At 71.4% G+C, this 23,830-nt stretch carries 17 protein-coding genes, 2 tRNA genes and 1 other RNA gene; 6 read left to right on the forward strand and 14 right to left on the reverse strand.

Annotated features, from left to right (window positions below):
- Positions 1-18: 18 nt before the first annotated feature.
- From DEI95_RS00455 to DEI95_RS00465, 3 genes are all read left to right on the forward strand, one after another.
- Positions 19-2,655, forward strand: coding sequence for a transglycosylase domain-containing protein (locus DEI95_RS00455; protein WP_111059050.1), 2,637 nt, complete (start codon positions 19-21; stop codon positions 2,653-2,655).
- The gene (locus tag DEI95_RS00460) at positions 2,652-3,605 is read left to right on the forward strand and encodes a metallophosphoesterase (RefSeq protein WP_111059051.1); all 954 of its coding nucleotides are present in this window, start codon (positions 2,652-2,654) and stop codon (positions 3,603-3,605) included. The genes DEI95_RS00455 and DEI95_RS00460 overlap by 4 nt, the downstream gene beginning before the upstream one ends.
- A gap of 109 nt (positions 3,606-3,714) precedes the next feature.
- A tRNA-Pro gene (locus DEI95_RS00465) sits at positions 3,715-3,788 on the forward strand.
- Between the two features lie 232 nt (positions 3,789-4,020).
- On the opposite strand, the gene DEI95_RS00470 is transcribed toward DEI95_RS00465, so the two are convergent.
- The 12 genes from DEI95_RS00470 to ffs form a co-directional block, all read right to left on the reverse strand.
- Positions 4,021-5,061, reverse strand: a complete 1,041-nt coding sequence (locus DEI95_RS00470) for an LLM class flavin-dependent oxidoreductase (RefSeq protein ID WP_110911136.1) — start codon at positions 5,059-5,061, stop codon at positions 4,021-4,023.
- 117 nt (positions 5,062-5,178) lie between these two features.
- A complete protein-coding gene (locus tag DEI95_RS00475; protein ID WP_111059052.1) occupies positions 5,179-5,814 on the reverse strand; it encodes a thymidine kinase in 636 nt (211 codons plus the stop codon).
- Positions 5,814-6,515 carry a response regulator gene (locus DEI95_RS00480; protein WP_258365935.1) on the reverse strand — a complete coding sequence of 234 codons (702 nt, stop codon included), beginning with the start codon at positions 6,513-6,515 and terminating at the stop codon, positions 5,814-5,816. Before DEI95_RS00480 ends, DEI95_RS00475 begins: the two co-directional genes overlap by 1 nt.
- Positions 6,502-7,668: a hypothetical protein gene (locus DEI95_RS00485; protein WP_111059053.1), complete on the reverse strand. Its 1,167-nt coding sequence runs from the start codon at positions 7,666-7,668 to the stop codon at positions 6,502-6,504. The genes DEI95_RS00480 and DEI95_RS00485 overlap by 14 nt, the downstream gene beginning before the upstream one ends.
- Positions 7,665-8,906: a sensor histidine kinase gene (locus DEI95_RS00490; RefSeq protein WP_111059054.1), complete on the reverse strand. Its 1,242-nt coding sequence runs from the start codon at positions 8,904-8,906 to the stop codon at positions 7,665-7,667. The genes DEI95_RS00485 and DEI95_RS00490 overlap by 4 nt, the downstream gene beginning before the upstream one ends.
- 224 nt (positions 8,907-9,130) lie before the next feature.
- Positions 9,131-10,372, reverse strand: coding sequence for an Rv2578c family radical SAM protein (locus tag DEI95_RS00495; protein WP_111059055.1), 1,242 nt, complete (start codon positions 10,370-10,372; stop codon positions 9,131-9,133).
- A 46-nt stretch (positions 10,373-10,418) separates the two neighbouring features.
- A complete protein-coding gene (locus DEI95_RS00500) occupies positions 10,419-11,906 on the reverse strand; it encodes a malate:quinone oxidoreductase (protein WP_110824598.1) in 1,488 nt (495 codons plus the stop codon).
- Between the two features lie 149 nt (positions 11,907-12,055).
- Positions 12,056-13,114, reverse strand: a complete 1,059-nt coding sequence (locus DEI95_RS00505) for an aspartate-semialdehyde dehydrogenase (protein WP_111059056.1) — start codon at positions 13,112-13,114, stop codon at positions 12,056-12,058.
- A gap of 19 nt (positions 13,115-13,133) precedes the next feature.
- Positions 13,134-14,399 carry an aspartate kinase gene (locus DEI95_RS00510; RefSeq protein ID WP_110824600.1) on the reverse strand — a complete coding sequence of 422 codons (1,266 nt, stop codon included), beginning with the start codon at positions 14,397-14,399 and terminating at the stop codon, positions 13,134-13,136.
- Between the two features lie 117 nt (positions 14,400-14,516).
- The gene (gene recR, locus DEI95_RS00515) at positions 14,517-15,116 is read right to left on the reverse strand and encodes a recombination mediator RecR (protein ID WP_111059057.1); all 600 of its coding nucleotides are present in this window, start codon (positions 15,114-15,116) and stop codon (positions 14,517-14,519) included.
- Entirely contained in the window at positions 15,116-18,115 is a 3,000-nt protein-coding gene (locus tag DEI95_RS00520) for a DNA polymerase III subunit gamma and tau (RefSeq protein WP_111059058.1), read from the reverse strand. Before DEI95_RS00520 ends, recR begins: the two co-directional genes overlap by 1 nt.
- 215 nt (positions 18,116-18,330) lie before the next feature.
- Positions 18,331-18,427: signal recognition particle sRNA small type (gene ffs, locus DEI95_RS00525), an RNA gene on the reverse strand.
- 37 nt (positions 18,428-18,464) lie between these two features.
- Here ffs and DEI95_RS00530 point away from each other — a divergent pair.
- Complete coding sequence (locus DEI95_RS00530; protein WP_110824603.1) at positions 18,465-19,139, forward strand: NAD(P)H-binding protein; 675 nt, start codon at positions 18,465-18,467, stop codon at positions 19,137-19,139.
- A gap of 96 nt (positions 19,140-19,235) precedes the next feature.
- Here DEI95_RS00530 and DEI95_RS00535 read toward each other — a convergent pair whose 3' ends face one another.
- Positions 19,236-20,432, reverse strand: coding sequence for an acetate/propionate family kinase (locus DEI95_RS00535; protein WP_111059059.1), 1,197 nt, complete (start codon positions 20,430-20,432; stop codon positions 19,236-19,238).
- On the reverse strand, positions 20,429-22,558 hold the full coding sequence (gene pta / locus DEI95_RS00540; protein ID WP_111059060.1) for a phosphate acetyltransferase: 2,130 nt from the start codon (positions 22,556-22,558) through the stop codon (positions 20,429-20,431). Before pta ends, DEI95_RS00535 begins: the two co-directional genes overlap by 4 nt.
- A 145-nt stretch (positions 22,559-22,703) precedes the next feature.
- Here pta and DEI95_RS00545 point away from each other — a divergent pair.
- A tRNA-Ser gene (locus DEI95_RS00545) sits at positions 22,704-22,788 on the forward strand.
- Positions 22,789-23,175: 387 nt separating this feature from the next.
- Positions 23,176-23,817: a hypothetical protein gene (locus tag DEI95_RS00555; RefSeq protein WP_111059061.1), complete on the forward strand. Its 642-nt coding sequence runs from the start codon at positions 23,176-23,178 to the stop codon at positions 23,815-23,817.
- The last annotated feature ends 13 nt before the right edge of the window (positions 23,818-23,830 follow it).

Here is a 23,830-nt window from a genome sequence, read left to right on the forward strand (position 1 = left end):
TCGTTTAGGCTGCATCCTATGTCTGCCCAGAAGACGTCTGCCCGCCGGACCAAGCCCGTCTCCGCAGTCGGCGCCTTCGTCGGTTTCGTCGGTTTCAGCGCACTCGCCGGCCTGCTCGTCACCATCGGTGTCACGCCGGCGATCGCGGTCGCCGGTGTCACGACGACCTCGACGATCGGCGTCTTCGAGTCGCTGCCCGAGTACATCGAGCTCGGCGACCTGCCCCAGCGCAACGAGGTGCTGGCGTACTCGGGCGGCAAGCCGACCCACCTGGCGACGGTCTACGACCAGAACCGCCAGGAGCTGAAGTACGACCAGATCAGCGAGAACCTCAAGAACGCCGCGATCGACGGTGAGGACAAGCGCTTCTGGCACCACGGCGGCGTCGACATGACCTCGCTCGTCCGCGCCGGTGTCGGCACCGTCGCCGGGGGTGGCCTCGGCGACTCCGGCGGTGGGTCGACGCTCACCATGCAGCTCGTCCGCAACATCAAGATGCAGCAGGCACTCGAGCTCCCCACGCAGGAGCAGCGGATCAAGGCCTACAACGAGGCGACCAAGGTCTCCGTCTCCCGCAAGCTCGAGGAGATGAAGCTCGCGATCGGGCTCGCGAAGAAGTACCCGAAGAAGGACATCCTCACCGGCTACCTGAACATCGCCTACTTCGGTGACCAGACGTACGGCGTCCAGGCCGCGGCGCAGCACTACTTCGGCAAGAGCGCCACCGACCTCACCGCCGCCGAGGCCGCCTCGATCCTGGCGATCGTGCAGTCGCCGAACACGCGCAACCTGTCCGACCCGAAGTACTACGAAGCGAACGTCGCCCGGCGTGACGTGATCCTGAAGTCGATGTACGCCCAGAAGCACATCAACACCAAGGACTTCAAGGAGGCCATCGCCTCCAAGCCCGCCGACTACGTGCACCTGACCGACCCGACCCAGGGCTGCAAGGCCGCCGCCGGCAACGGATCCCAGTTCTTCTGCGACTACGCGGTGCAGGTCGTCAAGGAGATGTCCCAGCTCGGCTCGACCCAGAAGGCACGCGACGCCGCCTGGCGCAACGGCGGCTACACGATCCAGACCACGCTGAACCTGGACCTCAACAACGCGCAGAAGGACCTGATCAACGCCTACGCGCCGAACACCGAGGCCCGGCTCGCCCTGGGCGGGGTCCTGAACTCGGTGGAAGCCGACACCGGCCGCGTGCTCACGATGGTCCAGAACAAGAACTACAACCAGCTCGCGGGCTGCGGAACCGAGGGCGCCGACCCGAACGCCTGCGCTCCGGCGACCGACACGGGGATCAACTACAGCGTCGACGAGCGGTACGGCGGCGGTGAGGGCTTCCAGACCGGTTCGACGTTCAAGCCGTTCACGCTCCTCAACTGGCTGCAGAACGGCCACGGCCTCGGCGAGATCGTGAACGGCACCCCGCGCACCTTCACGAACTTCACGCAATGCGGTTCACCGCTCAACGTCAACTACCCGGTGTCGAACGACGCGCCCGGTGAGGGCGGCAACATGACCGTCGAGAACGCCACCTACCGCTCGATCAACAACTCCTACGTGCAGATGGCCCAGAAGCTCGACTTCTGCGAGATCCGCAAGACCGCCGAGAGCCTCGGCGTCCACCTGGCGAAGCCGCGCCAGACGTCGGCCGAGTACGCGGACGACATGTCGAAGCCGACGACCTCGGCGGTCCGCACGAATGCCTCGTTCGTGCTCGGCACGAACTACATCGCTCCGCTGACCATGGCCGCCGCGTACGCCGGCATCGCGAACAACGGCACGTTCTGCCGTCCCATCGCGATCGACAACGTGACGAACGCGGACGGCAAGTCCCTCGGCGGCCAGGCGAAGGACTGCACGCAGGCCATCGACCCGCAGGTCGCCGCGACGGCGATCTACGCGCTGAAGAAGGTCCTCACCATCGGCACCGCAGGCGGTGGACGGACGCCCGACGGCTTCGACGAGTTCGCCAAGACCGGCACCACGGACGACGCCGACCAGATCTGGCTGGTCGGGGCCACCACGAAGGTCGCGACCGCCGCGTGGCTCGGCAACACCGTCGGCAAGCAGAACCTGCGGTTCATCTACGGACCGAACGGCGCCTACGCCGGTTCTCGCACAGCACTGTGGCGCCAGGCACAGAGCATCGTGAACACCCAGTACCCGGGGGGTCAGTTCGCCGACCCGTCGCCCGCGTCGATCCGCGGCAACAGCGTGGCCGTGCCGAACGTCCAGGGTCAGACCCCGGAAGCGGCTCGCGCAGCGATCGCAGCGGCCGGCCTGACCTACGTGGACGGCGGCGTCCAGGCCGGCGGCGGTACGCCGGGCACGGTCCTCTCGACCAACCCGGCAGCCGGGCTGCAGCTCTCCAAGGGGTCGAGCGTGACCGTGTACACGACCGACGGTTCACAGACCGCCATCCCCGAGGTGACCGGCAAGCAGATCGGCGACGCGCAGGACGCCCTCGCCGACGCCGGGTTCACGAACGTCTCCGTGTCGAAGGACTACCCCAAGGGGAACGGCGACAATGAGTGCCTCGTGGCCGCGGTCGACCCCGGCCAGGGCACGGCGGTGTCGAAGGACACCGGGATCACCCTGTCCGTGTACGGCAACAAGAACGGCAAGTCGCCGAAGGGCTGCCGGTGACCCGAGCGCGTGGTGCCCTCGGCGTCCTCGCCGCGGGCGCCGCGCTCGGAGTCGCCTCCGCCGCCTGGGGCTCCCTCGTGGAGCGCCGCGCGTACACCCTCCGGTGGGAGACCGTCCCGGTGCTGCCGGTCGGCTCCCGCGACGTCACCGTCCTGCACCTGTCCGACATCCACATGGCCCCGTGGCAGGCGGACAAGCAGCAGTGGATCCGCGACCTCAGCCTGGTCGAGCCGGACTTCATCGTGAACACCGGCGACAACCTCGGCCACGCGACCGCGAACGCCGCCGTCGAGTACGCCCTCGAGCCGTTCCGCGGGATCCCGGGCGCCTTCGTCTACGGGTCGAACGACTTCTTCGCACCGTCACCCCGCAACCCCGCGCAGTACCTCGCCGGGCCGAGCACCATGCGGGCCCATGCCGAGCCGGCGAAGCTCGACGTGGACCGCCAGACGGCCTTCTTCGAGTCCCTCGGGTGGCTGGACCTCAACGACCACGCCCGTGCCGTCGAGATCCGCGGGTCGCGCTTCGAGCTCTTCGGCACGTCGGACGCACACCGCGACTGGGACCGGCTCGACCTCCTGCCGGCGAACGTCGACGAGATGCGCTCCGAGGTTCCGTGGTCGGAGGACGAGAGCGGCCCCTCCCCCGTCTCCATCGGCGTCACGCACGCGCCCTACCGTCGCGTCCTGGACGCCTTCGTGACACAGGGCGCGGACATCGTCTTCGCCGGGCACACGCACGGCGGCCAGGTGGCCGTCCCGGGCGTCGGCGCGCTCGTGACGAACTCGGACCTGCCGCGCCGGTACGCGAGCGGCCTGCACCAGTGGCAGAACCGCACGCACTGGTCCTGGTTGAACGTCTCGGCCGGACTCGGGACCTCGATCTACGCGCCCGTGCGGTTCGCCGTCCGGCCGGAGGCGGTCGTCGTCACGCTGACGGCCCGCACCTGACCGCTCCCCCGTCGATCGCGACGCGCCCGGCCGACACCGCGTGGTCGTGAGCACCCCCGATCATCGGATAGACTTCTGGGGTTGCTCCGGGAACGGAGTGATCACACCGCGGGGTGTGGCGCAGCTTGGTAGCGCGCGTCGTTCGGGACGACGAGGTCGCAGGTTCAAATCCTGTCACCCCGACATACAAGGCCCCGGCTTCTCAGGAAGCCGGGGCCTTCGCCGTTCCCGGAGCTCTCCGGCGCCGCCGGACTCCATCGGCACAACAGGAACCGGCCCGAGCCATGGGAGTCCGTGGTTCGGGCCGGTTCCTGTTGTGCACGTCCAGAACGCGCCACGCAAGCCTGCGTCGTGCAAGCCTGCGTCGTGCACACCGTGCAAGCTGCTCGCCGGCGCGTGCCCGGTCCGCGCGGCGTCAGGCGACGGCGACGCCCGGCCGGACGAGCCGCCCCTCGGCGTGCAGCCCCGCCACGACCTCGAGCGCCTGGTGCCGGTAGCGTGCCTGCGCGGCCCCGGGAGCGACGATCACCCCGTCGGCACCGGTCGACTCGACCAACTCGTTGATCTTCGCCGCGACCTGGTCCCGGGAGCCGTACGCCTGACGTTCCGTCCGGGCGGCGATGAACCGTCGCTCGAGGTCGGAGAACTCGTACGCGCGGGCCTCCTCCATCGAGACCGGCTCGGGCTTCGCGCCCTGACGCATGCGGATGAACGAGATCATCCCGGGCGCGCTCTGCTCGTCCACGACGGCCGGGTCCTCGTCGGTGACGACCTGCACGCCGATCAACGCGAGCGGCTCGGAACGGAAACGCGAGGGTCGGAACGCCTGGTGGTACAGCGCGAGCGCCGCCTCCGTGTTGTCGGACGCGAAGTGGTGCGCGAAGGCGAACGGTATCCCGAGCGCCCCGGCGACCTGCGCGCTGTAGCCCGACGAGCCGAGCAGCCAGAACTCCGGCACGTCGCCGTAGCCGGGGACGGCACGGATGCGGGCGAGCGGGTTCGACTCCTCCATACCGGTGAAGAAGCCGACGAGGTCGGCCAGCTGCTGCGGGAAGTCGTCGACGTCGAGCCGGTCCGTCCGGCGGAGGGCCATCGCGGTCGCGCCGTCCGTCCCGGGCGCGCGGCCGATGCCGAGGTCGACGCGGTCGCCGTACAGCGCTCGGAGGGTGCCGAACTGCTCCGCGATGACGAGCGGGGCGTGGTTCGGCAGCATGACGCCACCGGAACCGATGCGGATGGTGGAGGTCGCGGCACCGACGGCGCTGAGCAGGACCGCCGGCGCGGACGAGGTGATGCCCGGCATGCCGTGGTGTTCCGCGACCCAGAAGCGCTCGTAGCCGAGCTGTTCGGCCCGGACGGCCATGTCGATCGAGCCCTGCAGGGCCTCGGTGTTCGACTGCCCGTACTCGCGCGTCGCGAGGTCGAGGACGGAAAGGTGCAGGGGTGCGTCACTCATGTCCACACCAACGCGCCGCGCCGCGCGCCCATTCCGGCACGTGTGCGGGACGGGAGGCCCGGGATCGGTCCGGTCTGCGCCTCCTGTCCGGACCGGGCTCTCCTGTCCGGACCGGGCTCAGTGTCCGGTCTCGCCGTCCAACCGGCCGCCGGACTCGGTGAGGTAGCAGTTGGCGCAGAGCGACTCGTACTCGACGTCGACGCCGTCGATCGCGACCTGTGACCCGTCGAACACGAACCGGCCGTCGACCTTCCGGGCGTTGAACACGGCCTTGCGCCCGCAGCGGCAGATGGTCTTGAGCTCCTCGAGGGAGTGCGCGACCTCGAGGAGGCGACGGCTGCCGGGGAACGCCTCGGTGCGGAAGTCGGTGCGGATGCCGTACGCGAGGACGGGGATCTCGTCGAGGACGGCGATCCGGAGCAGGTCGTCGACCTGCCGGGGCGTGAGGAACTGCGCCTCGTCCACGAGCACACAACTGACCGGGCGGACCATGCCGTCGAGTGCTGCCGACTCCGGGTCGGAGGCGCCCGCCTCGGCCACCGCAGCACGGACGTCGGCCTCGGCGGGGAGCACGACGTCCACGGTCCGCGTCACACCGAGCCGCGAGACGATCTCGCGGTCGCCCTTGGTGTCGACGCTGGGCTTGGCGAGCAGGACGCGCTGGCCGCGCTCCTCGTAGTTGTACGCAGCCTGCAGGAGCCCGGTGCTCTTGCCGCTGTTCATCGCGCCGAAGCGGAAGTAGAGCTTGGCCACTACGCGAGGAACCCGTCCTCCGCCGCGCGACGGATGAGGTCGGACTTCTTCGACGCCGGACGGCCGACCTTCGCGTACTTCTCACGGACACGGCGGAGGTACGTCTTGGCGGTCTCGTACTGCACGTTCATCTGCGCCGCGACCTCGTTCGTCGAGTAGCCCGACACGTACAGGCGGAGCGCTTCCTCCTCGCCGTGGCTGAGCTTCGGACGCTGGTGGGCGCTCGCCCCCGTCGGCAGCGGACGCCATTCGCGCTGTGCCGGCGTCTCACGCGCGACGCCCATCACCTCACGCGCGATGTCCATCACCTCGCGCATCGGCAGGGACTTCGAGAGGAACGCCGCCGCACCGGCTGCGAGGGAGCGGTCGCGGGACTCGCGGGCGTCGACGCTCGACAGGACGATCACCTTCGCCCCGGCTGCTCGGCACGTGCGGACGCGGGCCTCGATCGACACCGGCTCCTTGAGCTGGAAGTCGAGGAACACCAGGTCGGTCGGGAAGCTGTCGCTGTGCACCATCTCGAGCCAGGTGTGTGCGGTGAGGGCCAGGTCGAAGTCGAAGGCGTTCACCGCGATCCAGCTCGACAGGCTGTCGAGCAGGACCTCGTGGTCGTCGAGGATGGCCAAACGCACCCGGCGGGAACCCGGGGCCGGCATGGCGGGACCGCCCTCCGGGAACCGGGTCGGGTCAGTGCTGGTCATACGAGAACCTTAATGTCAGGGACGATGGTCGGACGGCGACGTCGAGGTCCGGGAACGTCACGCGGAGCACGGCGACGTACGGATCGAACGCCCGGTGGATGCCGACGTCGGAGTCGGCCACGGCGACGTCGAAGGTCATCGTGACCGCGCTGCCCGCAGCCGAGGGGTCGGGAGGCGCGACCGTCACCCGGACGCCGGCCGGGTCGACGGTGTCGGCCGCGAGCACCACGCGCACGAAGGTCCGGACGACGGTCCGCTGGTCGGCGTCCATCCCCGCCGCGAGGCCGAGCGGGTCGACGACGGTGGCGGCGGGGTCCCCCGCGACGCGCACGGCGTACTCCAACCACGTGCGGTCCGCCTCGGCGACCATGACCTGCCGGATGCCGTCGGCGATGGCCCGTGCCCGCGCCCGGTCCGCGTCCGTCAGCGTCGTCCGCGTGCGGAGCTCGGCGAAGAAGGGGGCGACGTCCCGCGCGAGGATCGTCGACCGGTCCTGCTGCACGCTCGACGTGATGCCGTCGCGTTCGGCACGTTCCACCGAGTACGACCCCGCACGGATCTGCACGCGCTCCGCCAGACCGGCGAAGGTGTGGGCGAACACGGCCGACGCGGCGGTGAGGACGAGGGTCGGAGCGGCAGCCAGGAACGCCGCGACCGGCACCGGGACGCCCGCAGGGTGCACGAACGCGACCGCCCCACCGGTGGCGGCCCCCACGACGGCGAGGGCGAGACCGCCCGCGACGAGGTCCGTCCACGGACGGTACGGGGCGACGACCACGATGCCGATCGCACCGAGCAGCACCATGAAGTCGTTCACGAGCGACCGGTCGGGACCCCACTGCGCGGCCGCCGCGGTCACGGTCGCGAGCGCGAGCAGTGCGACGTGGGCGACGAACGCCCACCGGGTGAAGGGCGCCCGGAACGGACTGGAGGCGCTGAACACGACGACCGCGGAGGCGGCGAGCAACAGGACGGTCAGGGCGCTCAACGTCGGCGCGCCGACCACGTCCCGGTCGAGGATCGACACCAGGGAGGCCCAGAGCACGCCGCCGGCGCCGAGGACGACCGCGAGCGGTCGGGACCCCATCGCGCCGAGCGGGTCGTACTGCTGCGCGGTCCGTCGTCCCGGACCGCGGCGCGTGGTGCGGCTCACGAGGCCCGCTCCACGTCGTCGTGCGGTCGGAGGGGCACGGGAGCGTTCGCCGACCCGTACGGCACGCTCATCATGACGCTCGTCCCCGACCCGGGCGAGGACCACACCTGCACGTCCCCGCCGACCCGGCCGATGCGCTCGCGGACCGAGTTGCGGAGCCCCATGCGATCGGCTCCGGTGGCCTGTTCGTCGAACCCGCGCCCGTCGTCCACGACCATCACGGTGCACGCCAGGCCGTCGTCGAAGACGCTGACCTCGGCCGCGTCGGTGCCGGCGTGCTTGCGGACGTTCGTCAGGCACTGGGCGACCGCACGGAGCACCGCGGTCATCGCCTGTGGGTCGAGCCGGGCGACCGACACCGGGTCACCGGTCACGGTGATCTGCAACCCCGTGGATCGTTGCTCGTCGAGCATGCGGTCGAAGGCCGCGACCGCGACCGTGGTCGTGTCGTCGGCGCTGTCGTCCGCCGCCGGACCGTCCGCCGCGAGCCAGGCACGCCCGGTGAGCATCGCGACGTCCGCCTCCATCGTCTGCACGAGGTGCTCGTCCATCGGACCGGCCGGCGCCAACGCGATCGCGTTGAGGTGGTTCAGGACGGTGTCGTGCAGGATCGCCGCGGCTTCGGCCTCGATCCCCGCCCGGTACGCCGTCACGTGCTCTTCGCGGGCCGACCGCAGCAGCTCGGGTTGGATGCGCTCGGACCGCCTGGTCGACCGGTTCACCGCCACCACGAGACCGATGACGAACCCGAGCGTCACCCACGCGAGCACGAGCGGGTGGTCGGGGCCGCCGGCCTGCGCGGCGACGACCGACGTCACGACCCGGCCCACGACGAAGCCGGACACCGACCAGAGCACCACGCGGAGCGTCCCGCTGCCGGTGCCGCCGATGAGCACGAGCGGCACGACGACCAGGGAGAGCAGGTACGAGGTGACCCACGGGACCCCGGCGAGTTCGCGTTGCACGACGGTCGCGAACCAGTACGCGCAGATCCCCCCGACGACGAGGAACGCAGCCGCCGACCGCCAGGTGCCGACGTGGACGTGCACACCGATCATCACGAGCATGGGGACCACGGCGAGCACCGCGCCGAGGACGTGGTCCGTCGGAGCGTCGACGCGGTAGAGCAGCAGCAGGAGCGCAGCGGCGACGAGGGACCCGATCGCGGCTGCGTGGAAGGCGCGCACGGTCGACCACGCGTTCACCCGTGGGGCGAGATGCGTGGGGATGCCGAGCACCGGGGCTGTCCTTCCGTGCGGTCGAGGGGTCACGGAGCACTCGGACTCCGAGTGCTCACCGCCGCGTCAGACCGTGGGGTGGTCCGTCAGCGGCGGGGGCGCCGTCTTCGATCCAACCACGATGGGTGCTGGTGTGTACCCCGATCAGATCGCCAGGCGGCGGACTCGTCCATGGTAACGGCGACCACCGACGGGCCACTGTCCCCCGGAAGCGGGATCGACGATCAGAAGAGACGCGGTTCCGCCGTGCGGACCGCACCCGTCTCGCGGACCGCACCCGTCGGACGGGTCGCCTCCGTCAGCCGGGTCGGGCCCGTCGGCCGACCCGCCCCCGCCGAGGCCGGGGCAGAAGCGGCCACACCGGGGGCCCCGGCGCCCGGGCCGAGCCCGTTCGACGGCCGGTACTCGGCGCGGTGGGCGTACCCGGGGTCCGCGCGCTTGAGCGGCGACTGGTCCGACGTCCGGGGCACGGCGTCGTCCGAGAACCCCATCGATCCGGTCGCCGGGTCGACCTTCCCCAGGGACAGGCCGTGCTCGTGCAGGATCGGCCGGACCCGCTCGGCCAACCAGCGCCGGTAGTCCTTCGGCGCGTACGTGTTGTCGAGGTACATGGCCCGGTAGCGCCCCACGAGGTCGGGGTGCGTCCGGCCCAGCCACTCGTACCACCACGGCTTGATGCCGGGCTTGAGGTGCAGCGCCGAGTACATCAGGCTCGTCGCACCGGAGGCAGCCGCGCGCCCGACCGCGTGCTGCAGGTGCGCCCGCGTGTCCGTGATGTACGGCAGGACCGGCATGAGGAACACCGAGCAGTCGAGCCCGGCGTCGCGGACCGCCCGTACCGTGGCCAGGCGTGCAGAGGTCGTCGGGGTGCCGGGCTCGACGGACTGCTGCAGGTCGTCGTCGTACACCGCGATGGACATCGCGATGTCGACCGGGACGGACTTCGCGGCCTCGACCAGGAGCGGGATGTCCCGTCGGAGCAGACTGCCCTTGGTGAGGATGCTGAAGGGCGTGCCGGAGTCGGCCAGGGCGCGGATGACCCCCGGCATGAGCCGGTACCGTCCCTCTGCGCGCTGGTACGGGTCGGTGTTCGTGCCGAGGGCGACCGGGTGCCGGTCCCAGCTCGGCTTCGCGAGTTCCCGGGTGAGCACGTCGGCGACGTTCGTCTTCACGACGATCTGCTGGTCGAAGTCCGCCCCGCCGTCGAACTCCAGGTAGGTGTGGGTCGGACGGGCGAAGCAGTACACGCAGGCATGACTGCAGCCGCGGTACGGGTTGATCGTCCACCCCCACGTGCCGCCGTCCGCTCCCCCGACCTTGTTCAGCGCGGACTTCGCCAGGACCTCGTGGAAGGTCACCCCGACGAACTCGGGGGTCGTCACGCTCCGGACGAACCCGCTGTTCGACTCGAGTCCGGGGAGCATGTCGCTCCGCTCGGCCGTGATCGCCTGCCCGTCCCAACGCATGCTCCCATTCGAACACACGTTCGAACGAGGCGCAAGGAGGGGGATGTCAGCGGTGCAGGCCCAGCACCGCCGCCGTACGGTCCAACGTGGCGCTCGCCAGGGCCGCGTCGTCGCCGAGGTCCTGACCGTACGTCGGCACCATCTCGCGCACCGACGCCTGCCAGCCGTCCCACCGGTCCGGGAAGCACCGCTGCAGCAGCCCGAGCATGATCGGGACCGCGGTGGACGCTCCCGGGGAGGCACCGAGCAGCCCGGCGATCGACCCGTCCCCGGACGTGATGACCTGCGTGCCGAACTGCAGGACACCGCCCTTCTCGGGGTCCGGCTTGATGACCTGCACTCGCTGCCCCGCGGTGATGCGGTGCCAGTGCTCCGGCCGTGCGCTCGGCATGAACTCGCGGAGCGCGTCGAACTTCGTGCGCTTCGAGGCCAGGAGCTGCCCGACCAGGTACTTCACCAGGTCGAAGTTCGAGAACGCGACGGCGAGCATCGGTCGGAGGTTGTGCGGGCGGATCGACGTGAACAGGTCGAGCACCGACCCCTGCTTGAGGAACTTCGGGCTGAACCCCGCGTACGGTCCGAACATGAGCGACGCCTGCCCGTCGACGATGCGGGTGTCCAGGTGCGGCACCGACATCGGCGGAGCCCCCACGCTCGCCTTGCCGTAGACCTTCGCCGCGTGCTTCTGCACCACCTCCGGGTCGTCGGTGCGCAGGAACTCGCCGGACACCGGGAAGCCGCCGTAGCCGCGGATCTCCGGGATGCCGGACTTCTGCAGCAGCTGCAGCGCCCCGCCACCGGCGCCGACGAACACGAACTTCGCCGCGATGCGCTGCTTCGAGCGACCGACCTCGTTGCGGACGTCGAGCACCCAGCCGTCGGAGACCTTCGAGCGGGCGATCTTCGTCACGCGGTGCGACGGTTCGAACTGCAGGCCGTCGATCTCGAGCTGGTCGAAGAGCTGCCGGGTGAGGGACCCGAAGTCGACGTCGGAGCCCGCCGCCGAGTACGTCGCCGCGATCGGTTGGTCCTTCTTGCGCCCCGGGATGAGGGCCGGTGCCCACTTCCGGATCTGCTCGGCGTCCTCGCTGTACTCGAGCCCGGCGAAGAGCGGGTGGTCCTTCATGGCGTCGTAGCGCGCGCGCATGTACGCGACGTTGTCCGCGCCCCACACGAACGAGATGTGCGGCGTCGGGTTGATGAAGCTCGTCGGGTCGGGCAACGTCCCGTCCTCGACCAGGTGCGACCAGAACTGCCGGGACACCTGGAACTGCTCGTTGACCGTCACGGCCTTGGCGATGTCCACGCGGCCGTCGGGGAGCTCGGGCGTGTAGTTGAGCTCGCAGAGCGCGGAGTGGCCCGTCCCGGCGTTGTTCCACGGGTTGGAGGACTCCTGCGCCGCACTGCCCAGCCGCTCGTACACGCGGATCGTCCAGTCCGGCTCGAGCCGGTGGATGATCGCGGCGAGCGTGGCGCTCATGATCCCTCCGCCGACGAGGACGACATCGATGGGGTCCACCTGCTTCACTGCCACCCGTCGAGCCTACCGCCGCTGCCTGTCCGACGACGGGAGGCGCGGTACCAGCCGGCACCGTCCTTCCAGGCACGGCCGTCGCGCCGCTGGCGCGTCGCGCCGGTACCGGCTGGCGGGGCCCACCTCCCGTCCGTCGTGCGGCCGTCGGGTCAGACGGTGACCGTCCGCTTGGCGACCACCGTCTCGGCGATCTGGACCGCGTTGAGCGCGGCGCCCTTCCGGAGGTTGTCGTTGCTGACGAAGAGCGCCAGGCCGCGTCCCTCGGGCGCGGACTGGTCGGCACGGATGCGTCCGACGAAGGACGGGTCCTGCCCGGCCGCCTGCAGCGGCGTCGGGACGTCGGAGAGCTCGACGCCGGGGGCGGCGGCGAGCACCTCGGTCGCGCGCTCGGGCGACAGCGGACGGTCGAACTCGGCGTTCACCGAGATCGAGTGGCCGGTGAAGACGGGGACACGGACGCAGGTGCCGGCGACCAGCAGGTCCGGCAGGCCGAGGATCTTCCGGCTCTCGTTGCGGAGCTTCTTCTCCTCGTCGGTCTCACCCTCGCCGTCCTCGACGATGCTGCCCGCGAGTGGGACCACGTCGAAGGCGATCGGCCGGACGTACTTCGCCGGTTCCGGGAAGGTGACGGCGGACCCGTCGTGGGTCAGCGCCGCGGTGTCCTGCTCGAGCGCCGCGCGGGCCTGGCCGAGCAGTTCCTCGACCCCGGCCAGGCCACTGCCGGACACGGCCTGGTACGTCGTGGCGACGAGGCGACGGAGGCCGGCCTCGGTGTCGAGCACCTTGAGGACCGGCATGATCGCCATCGTCGTGCAGTTCGGGTTGGCGATGATGCCCTTCTCGGCGTCGTCGATCGCCTCCGGGTTCACCTCGCTGACCACGAGCGGGACCTGCGGGTCCATCCGCCACGCGCTGGAGTTGTCGATGACCAGGGCGCCGGCGGCGGCGAACCGCGGGGCGAGGGAGCGCGATGCGGTCGCGCCCGCGGAGAACAGGGCGATGTCGATGCCGGACGGGTCGGCCGTCTCGGAGTCCTCGACGACGATCTCTTCGCCACGGAAGGGCAGCGTCGTGCCGGCCGAACGGGCGCTGGCGAAGAACCGGACCGTGGTGGCCGGGAAGTCGCGCTCCTCGAGCAGCCGACGCATCACGGCGCCGACCTGTCCGGTGGCGCCGACGACGGCGACGGTGAGCTGGGTGTCGGTCATGGTCGTGCTCCTGCTCGGTTCAGCGGCCGGTGCCGGCGTAGACGACGGCCTCGTTGTCGGCGTCCAGCCCGAACGCCTCGTGCACGACGCGCATCGCCTCGTTGAGGGTGTCGGCACGGGTGACGACCGAGATGCGGATCTCGGAGGTCGAGATCATCTCGATGTTGATGGACGCGTCGTGCAGGGCCCGGAAGAGCTGCGCCGAGACACCCGCGTTGGTCCGCATGCCGGCACCGACCAGGGCGAGCTTGCCGATCTGGTCGTCGTACTGGATGCCCTCGTACCCGATGTCGGACTTGGACACCTCGAGCGCGGTGAGGACGCTCTGGCCCTGGTCCTTCGGCAGCGTGAACGAGATGTCGGTCCGCCCCGTTGAGGCCGCCGACACGTTCTGCACGATCATGTCGATGTTCGCCCCGGCGCGCGCCACGATCGTGAAGATCTCGGCCGCCTTCCCGGGCTGGTCGGGCACGCCGACGACGGTGATCTTGCCCTCGGAGAGGTCTCCGGCGATGCCGGTGATGATCGGTTCTTCCACGGTTTCCCCCTCGGCAGGGTTGTAGACGATGGTGCCCTCGACGTTGCTGAACGAGGAACGGACGTGCAGGGTGACGCCGTGCCGTCGGGCGTACTCGACGGCGCGGATGTACAGGACCTTCGCGCCGGACGCCGCGAGCTCGAGCATCTCCTCGGTCGTGACGCGGTCGATCTTCCGGGCCTTCGGGACGATCCGCGGGTCGGCGGTGAAGATGCCGTCGACGTCGGTGTAGATCTCGCAGACGTCGGCGTCGAGCGCGGCCGCGAGGGCCACGGCGGTCGTGTCCGAACCACCGCGTCCGAGCGTCGTGATCTCACCGGTGGTCCGGTTGAAGCCCTGGAAGCCCGCGACGATCGCGACGTGGCCGGCGTCGAGCGCCTCACGCACCCGCTTCGGGGTGACGTCCACGATGCGGGCCTTGCCGTGCTGCGCGTCGGTGAGCATGCCTGCCTGGCTGCCCGTGTACGACGAGGCCTCGACCCCGAGGCTCTTGATCGCCATCGCGAGGAGCGCCATCGAGATGCGCTCGCCCGCGGTCAGGAGCATGTCGAGTTCCCGCCCGGCCGGGATCGGGGTGACCTCGTGCGCCAGGTCGACGAGTTCGTCGGTGGTGTCCCCCATCGCGGACACCGCCACGACGACGTCGTTGCCGGCCTTCTTCGTCTCGACGATGCGCTTCGCGACGCGCTTGATGCTCTCGGCATCCGCGACGGACGAACCACCGAACTTCTGCACGATCAAGGCCACGGGCACGCACTCCTGGGGACGGTTCACCGCGACGTCACGCGGCTCGACGATCGTAGCCGGTGTTCCTCGGATGTTGCGTCGGAGCGGGTCGCGACGCAACGATCCCGCGCGGTCGGATCAGCCGCCGACGACCCGTCGACCCTCGAACGCACGGCCGAGCGTCACCTCGTCGGCGTACTCCAGATCGCCACCGACCGGCAGACCGGACGCCAGGCGGGTCGTCCGGATGCCCATCGGCACGAGGAGGCGGCTGAGGTACGTCGCCGTCGCCTCGCCCTCGAGGTTCGGGTCGGTCGCGATGATGACCTCGTCCACGGTCCCGTCCGCGAGCCGCACCATGAGCTGCTGGATGCGCAGGTCGTCCGGGCCGACGCCGTCGATCGGGCTGATCGCACCGCCGAGCACGTGGTAGAGCCCGCGGAACTCCCGCGTGCGCTCGATCGCCGAGACGTCCTTGGCCTCCTCGACCACGCAGATCGTGCTCGGCGACCGACGTGGGTCGCGGCAGATGCTGCACCGGACGTTCTCGGTGACGTTCCCGCACACCTCGCAGAACCGGACCTTCTCCTTCACCGTGCCGAGGAGCTCGGACAGCCGTGTCGGGTCGAAGGACTCGGTCTGCAGGATGTGGAACGCGATGCGCTGTGCCGACTTCGGCCCGATGCCGGGCAGACGCCCGAACTCGTCGATGAGGTCCTGCACGATGCCGTCGAACATCAGACACCCCCCTCGGTCAGCGACGTCTCCTCGATGAACTGCGCGCCGAGGATCTCACGCACGACGGCCTCGCCGTAGCGTCCGGGCACGGCGGTCCGGCGGACACCGGACTGGTTGCCGGCGGCCTGCTGCCCCTGCTGCCGCGGCTGCGCGGTGGGCTGCTGCTGGCCACCGGACGGTTGCGCGGTACGCGGCGGCGCCGACTGCTGACGGGGAGCGGTCTGCTGCTGCGGAGCCGTCTGCTGTTGCGGAGCCGTCTGCGCCGGGCGACCACCACCCGGACCGGGGTCCGGGAACGGCGCACCGTCGTCGAACGGCTCGTCGTCGAGCGGGTAGTCGTCGACCGGTACGGCATCCGAGGGGACGCCGGCTGCGGTCCGGGGTGCGTCTCGGCCGGGAGGCCCGCCCTGCGTGACCGCGTCGGCACGGATCGCCTGGTCGTCGCTCCCGGTTCGGGCAGGTGCACCGACCGGACCCGAGGCGGCGGGAGCAGCGTCCGGCGCCGGCTGCTGCGCCGTCCGCTCGGCCGGCGCGACGGCTGCGTCGGCGGGCACGGTACCGAAGGGGGCGGCCCACGACGGCTCGATGTCCTCGGGGACGGCACCGGCCGTCGGGTCCGAGGCGGGGATGGTCGCGACGGCCCACTCCGTGACCGGGCCGGCGTCCTGCGGAGCGGCGTCCCGCGGCTCGGCGTCCTGCCGGGCAGTGGCGTCCCGCTGCGGGGCGGTGCGCTCCGTCGGCCGGCCCTCCGAGCGGTCGACGGCCGGTGTCGAGCCGGAGCCCGACGGACGGTCCGCCGTCGTGCCCTGGCGGGCGGCGGGTCGCGATCCGGTGGACGGCGCCGAGGCACCGGCGCTCGGCGTCTCCTGCTGGGAGCGGGACACCGGGGCGCCGCTCGGGTCGCCCTGTCGGTCGGGCGCCGCCTGCGCCGGAGCGTCCTGCGTGCGGGCGGACTGCGCCGGAGCTGCCCGGCGTGCCTCGGCTCGCCCCGCACCGGCCTGGGGAGCAGCCTGCGTCCGAGCAGCCTGCGACGGAGCAGCCTGCGTCGGCGCGGCCTGCGTCGGCGGGCTCGGCGGTCGCGTCGCACCGGCCCCGGCTGCACCGCCTCCGGGCCCGCGGGCGACGAACTTCACCCGGAAGCCGAGCACGTCGTTGATCGCGGCACGCAGGTGCTCGCTGACGCTCGTGTTCGGGTCGCTCATCTCCTTGAACGACGCCACGTCCTGCTGGCTCGGGAAGGTCAGCGTGAGGACGTCGTCCTTGAGCGCGGTGACCTGCGCCGTCGCGACGACCGCCCACGCGGAGCGCTTGGCCCGTTGGACGTGCTCGACGATCTGCGGCCAGGTGTCGCGCATCTGCTGGAGGCCGACCGGGGTGACCGACCGCACGGCCGGCTCGTCACCGATCACGGTGCCGACACCGGTGGACGACGGCGACGCCTGGCCATCGCTGGTCTGCGGGGACGGGGACGCCGCCGGCGCAGGAGTGCTCTCGGGGACGGCGGCAGCCCACGAGGCCGCCGCGCTCCGGGCGGCGTCCACGGTCAGGGCTGCCTGCGGCGACCCGGCCTGCTCGGACGTCCCTGCGGCAGGGGCGGACCCGGCGACCGGAGTGGTCGTGCTGGTCGTCGAACCGGGGGCCGCCGACACGGGTGCCGACGTCGCGGGTGCCGCCGTCGCGGGTGCCGCCGTCGCGGGTGCCGCCGTCGCCTGCGTGGCCGTCGTCGCCGGTGTCGTCGTGGCCGGCGCCGGCCAGGCGGGAACAACAGCAGGTGCGACGGCGGCAGGAGCGGCCGTCGGCAGCTCCGCCGGTCCGGCCTGGTGGCCCCCGGCGTCGCCGACGCCGACGCGACGCTCGAGCCGTTCGACACGTGCGAGCGCACCACGCTGGGTGTCGTCGGACTCCGGCACGAGCATGCGCGCGACCATGAGTTCGAGGTGCAGTCGCGGCGAGGTCGCCCCGGTCATCTCGGTGAGCGCACGGTTGGCGATGTCGGCTCCGCGGGACAGCGCCGTCGCGCCGAACACCCCGGCCTGCCGGGACATCGTGTCGAGCTCCTCGGGCGAGACGCCGCGCAGCACGGCGCCCGCGCTCTCGTTCGTGGCCGCGACGACGATCAGGTCGCGGAGGCGTTCGAGCAGGTCCTCGACGAAGCGCCGCGGGTCCTGTCCGGTCTGCACGACGCGGTCGATCGCCGAGAACGCCGATGCCGGGTCGGCCACGGCGAGCGCGTCGACGACGTCATCGAGCAGTGCGGCGTCGGTGTACCCGAGGAGCGCGACCGCCCGCTCGTAGGCGATCGCACCGTCCTCGCTGCCGGCCATGAGCTGGTCGAGCAGGGACAGGGTGTCGCGCACGGACCCGCCGCCGGCGCGCACGACGAGCGGCAGCACGCCCGGCGCGACCGACACCGACTCCTGCGCGCACAGCTGCTCGACGTACTCGAGCATCGTCGCGGGCGGGACCAACCGGAACGGGTAGTGGTGGGTGCGCGAGCGGATGGTGCCGATGACCTTCTCGGGCTCGGTCGTCGCGAAGATGAACTTCACGTGCTCCGGCGGCTCCTCGACGAGCTTGAGCAGGGCGTTGAAGCCCTGCGGCGTCACCATGTGCGCTTCGTCGAGGATGAAGATCTTGTAGCGGTCGCGAGCGGGCGCGAAGACCGCACGGTCGCGGAGGTCGCGGGCGTCGTCGACGCCGTTGTGGCTCGCGGCGTCGATCTCGATGACGTCGAGCGATCCCCCGCCGCCGCGGGCGAGTTCGACGCAGCTGGGGCAGACGCCGCAGGGCGTGTCGGTCGGCCCCTCCGCGCAGTTCAGGCAGCGCGCGAGGATCCGCGCCGAGGTGGTCTTGCCGCAGCCGCGCGGCCCGCTGAACAGGTACGCGTGGTTGACGCGGTTCGTCCGGAGCGCCGTGCGGAGAGGGTCCGTCACCTGCGACTGCCCGATGAGTTCGGCGAAGTTCTCGGGCCGGTAACGGCGATACAGGGCGGTGACCACGCGACCAGGGTAGTCGGCACCGCCGACACCTCGGCACCGCTCTCCACAGCCCCGGTTCCCCCGCAACGGCTCCCTCGGAGAACGAAGAAGACCCCTCACGCACGGAACCGGCACAGCCCCGGTTCCCCCGCAACGCCGCCCCAGGAAATGAAGAAGACTCCTCACGCACGGAACCGGCACAGCCCCGGTTCCCCCGCAACGCCGCCCCAGGAAATGAAGAAGACTCCTCACGCACCCGCCAGAGCCCGGTTACCCTTGCTGCGTTTCCGCCCTGGGGGAGTTGGCCTGGATGGCGTCACGTGAGGAGCCGCTGAACACTGTACCGGACGCGAGGAGCAGCATCGAACGCATGAAGATCGCCATCGCCGGAGGCCACGGGCAGATCGCCCTGATCCTCGAACGGCTCATCACCGAAGCCGGCCACGACGCCGTCGGCATCGTCCGCAACCCAGCACACGTCGCCGACGTCGAACAGACGGGCGCGAAGGCGCTCGTCGCCGACCTCGAGCAGCTGTCGGAGGAGGACCTCGCCCTCCGCCTCCGCGGCTTCGACGCGGTGGTCTTCGCCGCCGGTGCCGGGCCGAACAGCGGCGCCGAGCGGAAGCTCTCGGTCGACCGGGACGCGGCCGTGCTGCTCGCGGAGGCCGCGGTGCGCCTCGACATCGACCGCTACGTGATGATCTCGGCGATGGGCGCCGACTCGTACGACCCCGAGGCCGCGAGGTTGCCCGCCGAGGACGAGGACGGCGTCTTCCAGGTCTACCTCCGCGCGAAGGCGGAGGCGGACGCCAACGTCCGGATGCGCCGGTTCCGGTGGACGATCGTCCGTCCCGGCGCCCTGCTCGACACCCCGCCGCAGGGCACGGTCTCGGTCGGCAGGACGGTGCCGCGTGGCTCGATCCCCCGCGCCGACGTGGCGGCGGTGGTCCTGCACGCGCTCCTCGACGACAGCGCGGTGGGCCAGCAGTTCGAGGTCACGAGCGGGGACACGCCCATCCCGGCGGCCCTGCACGCGCTCGGCTGACCGAGCCGACCCGACGACGGCTAGGAGGCCCACCACCGGACCGGTGGACGGGCCTCCTGGCCGTCCGCTGCGGACGCCGCTGACGCCGGCCGCGCGTCAGAGTGCGACGGCCGCCGACTGCCGGGCGATCTCGAGTTCCTCGTTCGTGGGGATGACGAGGACGGCGACGCGGGACGCGTCCGTGGAGATCCGACGTGCCTCCTTCGAGTGGAGTTCGTTGCGGTCCGGGTCGACCTCGATGCCGAGGTGTTCGAGACCGGCCAGCACACGACGCCGGAGCAGCGCGTTGTTCTCCCCCACACCCGCGGTGAAGACGACCGCGTCCAGCCCGCCGAGCTGCGCGGTGTACGCGCCGACGTAGCGACGGATCCGGTGCCGGTACACGGCGAGCGCCGCCTCGGCCGTCTCGTCGCCCTTCGTCGCGGCGTCCTGCACGTCGCGCATGTCACCGCTGCCGGTCAGGCCGAGCAGACCGGACCGCTTGTTGAGCATCGTGTCGAGGTCCTCGATCGACATGCCGGCTTCGCGGTGCAGGTGCACGAGCACGGCGGGGTCGAGGTCGCCCGAGCGGGTGCCCATGACGAGACCCTCGAGCGGGGTGAGACCCATCGACGTCTCGATCGACCTCCCGCCGTCGATCGCCGCGGCGGACGCCCCGTTGCCGAGGTGCAGCACGATCGTCTTCAACTCGGACAACCGTCGGTCCAGGAACACCGCGACCTGCTCGGACACGTACTTGTGGCTCGTGCCGTGCATGCCGTAACGGCGGATCTGGTACTGCTCGGCCAGGTCGGCGGGGATCGCGTAGGTGTAGGCGTGCGGCGGCATGGTCTGGTGGAACGCGGTGTCGAAGACCGCCACGTGCGGGACGTCCGAGAACACCTGCTTCGCGGCCCGGATCCCCTCGAGGTTGGCCGGGTTGTGGAGCGGTGCGAGGCTCGACAGGTCGTCGATCTGCTGCTCGACCTCGTCGGTGACGACCGTGGCGGCGTCGAAGCGGGTGCCGCCGTGCACGACGCGGTGCCCGACGACGGCCGGCGGGTGCTCGTCGAAGGACGGGCCGACCTTCCGGAAGGCGTCGATCATCGCCTGGAAGCCGGCAGCGTGGTCGGGCACCTCGGCGCTGTCGTTCGACGAGGTCTCCCCCGTCAGCGCGTTCGTGTGCTTCCACGAGCCGGTCGACTCGCCGATCCGTTCGACCAGGCCGGAGGCGAGGGTGCGCTCGTCCTCGAGTTCGACCAGCTGGTACTTGAACGAACTCGAGCCGGAGTTGACGACGAGTGCTGCGCTCACGAGGGGTCACCTTCTGTGCGGGGTGCGGGGGCCGCGGTGCCGGCCTGGATGGCGGTGATCGCGACCGTGTTCACGATGTCGCTGACGAGGGCCCCGCGCGAGAGGTCGTTGATCGGCTTGCGGAGCCCCTGCAGGACGGGACCGACCGCGACGGCGCCGGCGGACCGCTGCACGGCCTTGTACGTGTTGTTGCCCGTGTTGAGGTCGGGGAAGATGAACACCGTCGCCTGACCGGCCACCGGGGAACCCGGCATCTTCGCGCTCGCGACCGTCGGGTCGGCTGCGGCGTCGTACTGGATCGGCCCCTCGACGAGCAGGTCCGGCCGACGCTCCCGCACGAACGCGGTGCCCGCGCGCACCTTGTCCACGTCGGCGCCGGACCCACTGTCGCCGGTGGAGTAGCTGAGCATCGCGACGCGCGGCTCGATGCCGAACTGCGTCGCGGTCTCGGCGGACGAGATCGCGATGTCCGCGAGCTGCTCGCTCGTCGGATCGGGGATCACCGCGCAGTCGCCGTAGACGAGGACCCGGTCGGCGAGGGCCATGAGGAACACGCTCGACACGATGGAGGTGTCCGGACGGGTCTTGATGATCTCGAACGACGGCCGGATGGTGTGGGCCGTGGTGTGCTTCGCGCCGGAGACCATGCCGTCGGCGAGCCCGAGCTGCACCATCATCGTCCCGAAGTACGACACGTCGGTCACCGTGTCGCGGGCGAGCTCGACGCTCATGCCCTTGTGCGCCCGCAGGACCGTGTACTCCTGCGCGAACCGCTCGCGGAGCCCGGGGTCGAACGGGGACAGCAGCTGGGCGCCCTCGAGGTCGAGTCCGAGCTCGGTCGCCCGGGCCCGGATCGCGCCCGGGTCGCCGAGGATCGTGAGCGCGCACACCTGGCGCTGCAGGAGCGTGGAGGCCGCGCGGAGGATGCGGTCGTCGTCGCCCTCCGGCAGGACGATGTGCTTCCGGTGCTCGCGGGCCCGGTCGATGAGCCCGTGCTCGAACATGAGCGGTGTGACGACACCCGACGGCGTGAGCTGCAGACGGGCGCGCAGGGCCTCCGCGTCGACGTGCCGCTCGAACAGCGCCAGTGCCAGGTCGGCCTTGCGCGGGGAGTCGGCGGCGAGACGACCACGGGTCTGCGTGATCCGCAGCGCCGTGTCGTACGTGCCCAGGGCGTTCTGCGCGATCGGTAGGGAGCTCGACAGGCCCTCGAGCAGCCGGGAGACCTGCGGGGCGGTCTCGAACCCGCCGTTGAGGATGACGCCGGCCAGGCTCGGGAACGTCTCCGACTGGTTCGCGAGCAGCGTGGCGATGAGGACGTCGTTCCGGTCGCCCGGCACGACGACGATGCCGCCCTCGATGAGCCGCGGCAGGACGTTCTCCATGCTCATGCCGGCGACGACGGTGCCGAGGGCCTCGCGGTCGAGCAGCGCCTCGTCACCGCGGACGAGCGTCGCGTCGGTGGCCGCGAGGAGCGCACGCACGGTCGGGGCGACCAGGACCGCGTCCTCCGGGATCGCCCACACCGGGGCGTCCGGGTGGTGGTCGTGCACGGCGGTGCTGACGCTCGCGACGATCGCGTCGAGGGCGTCCGGGTCGGCGCGGTTCACGACGACGCCGAGGAGCTGGGCGTGCTCGGCGCGGAGTTCGCTCGTCGTGACGTCGGCGACCTGCGCCATGCCGTCCGCCGATCGGGCCGCGCGCTCCGCCGAGTCGCGCCCGCCGAGCACGAGCAGCACGGGTGCGCCGAGGTTCGCCGCGACCTTGGCGTTGAACGACAGCTCCGTCGGGCTGCCGACGTCGGTGTAGTCGGAGCCGAGGACGACGACGGCGTCACAGCGGCGCTCGACCCCGGCGAAGCGGGTGAGGATGGTGGCGAGCGCGGCGTCCGGGTCCGCGTGCACGTCGTCGTACGTGACACCGACGGCGTCGTCGTAGGGGATGTCGACGCCGGTGTGCTGGAGCAGCAGCTCGAGCACGTAGTCGGGTTCGTCGACCGACCGAGCGACCGGTCGGAAGACCCCCACACGCCCCACGGTCCGGGCGAGGGTCTCGAGCACCCCCAGTGCGACGGTGCTCTTGCCGGTGTGTCCCTCTGCTGACGTGATGTAGATGCGGCTCGACACGTGACCCAGGGTAGCCCTCGTCCCCGGACGGACCCGGGGCGCTCGACCTCGGCCGAGGACGGGTCCGACGGGCGCCCGGCCGGGGTGGTCGTCAGCACCCTCCGGGACCTGTACCATGGGGTGTCGTCACCGCGAGGTGGCGCCCGGAGGATTCGCCTAGTGGCCTATGGCGCACGCTTGGAAAGCGTGTTGGGTGCAAGCCCTCGGGGGTTCGAATCCCCCATCCTCCGCACCACGAACCGGAACCCCCGCCCTGTGCGGGGGTTCCGTCGTTCCGGCTCATCACCGCGGGCGGTGGCCGTGCCGGGAGGCCCCGGGCGCGCCCGCCAGGCCGGTCACGCTGGTCCCGTCGGTTCCGCCGGCGTCGATCCGGCTGGTCCCGCTGGTCCCGCTGGTCCCACTGGTCCCCCAGGCGGCGGACCCGCGCGCACCCCGTCGCGGACCGACCCTCCGGAAAGCGGCCGACCGCCTGTCCCCGCCGCGACCACTCCCCTATGCTGACCGGACGAGCGCGCCGGAGGGACCCGACGCACTCGACCAGCATCGGACGGCAGGGGCGCCGTCGCGGGCCCGGCGCTCCGCCGCGCCCGTGCACTCCGGGGACGAGGAGACCTGCCGTGGGGGACACGACGGCGCGAGCGACACCGCTCGACACGAGCACGGCCGAGGAACTCGTGCGACCGCGGGCGGCACTCGTCCGCTCCACCGGACTGAGCATCGGCTTCTCCGCCCTGCCGATCGCGGTCGCGGTCGTCTGGTCGGCGGTCCCGACGGGACTCGGCGCCGTGGTCGCCGCGGTCGTGCTCCTGCTCGCCGCGGTGGTCGCCGCCGCCTACCTCCGGCTCCGCACCGCGTTCGTCGCGGTCCACCAGGACAGCGTCACGATCCGCGGCGTGCTCACCGGGACCCGGACGGTCGCCCGCTCCCGCGTGCACGACGTCCTGCTCGTCACCCGGCACGGCGCATCGGCGGAGCGCGCCAGCCGTGACCTCGTCGCGCTCGACCCCGCGGGCGAAGCGCTGTTCCGTGTCCGGGGCGACGTGTGGGGCGACGACGGTGTCGAGCGGCTGGTCGATCGGTTCGACGTCCGGACGGAGCGCCTCCCCGGCACGATGTCGGCCCGGGAGTTCTCCCGTCGCTGGCCCCGGCTCCGCCAGTGGTACGAGCGACCTGCGGCGGTGGTGGTGGTCGGCGGCGCGGCCGTGCTGACCGTCGGCGGACTGCTCGTCGCGGAGACGGTCGGCCTCGTCCGGAAGTGACCGCCGGGTCACC

The sequence above is a fragment of the Curtobacterium sp. MCBD17_008 genome, from assembly GCF_003234475.1.
GTDB lineage: Bacteria > Actinomycetota > Actinomycetes > Actinomycetales > Microbacteriaceae > Curtobacterium.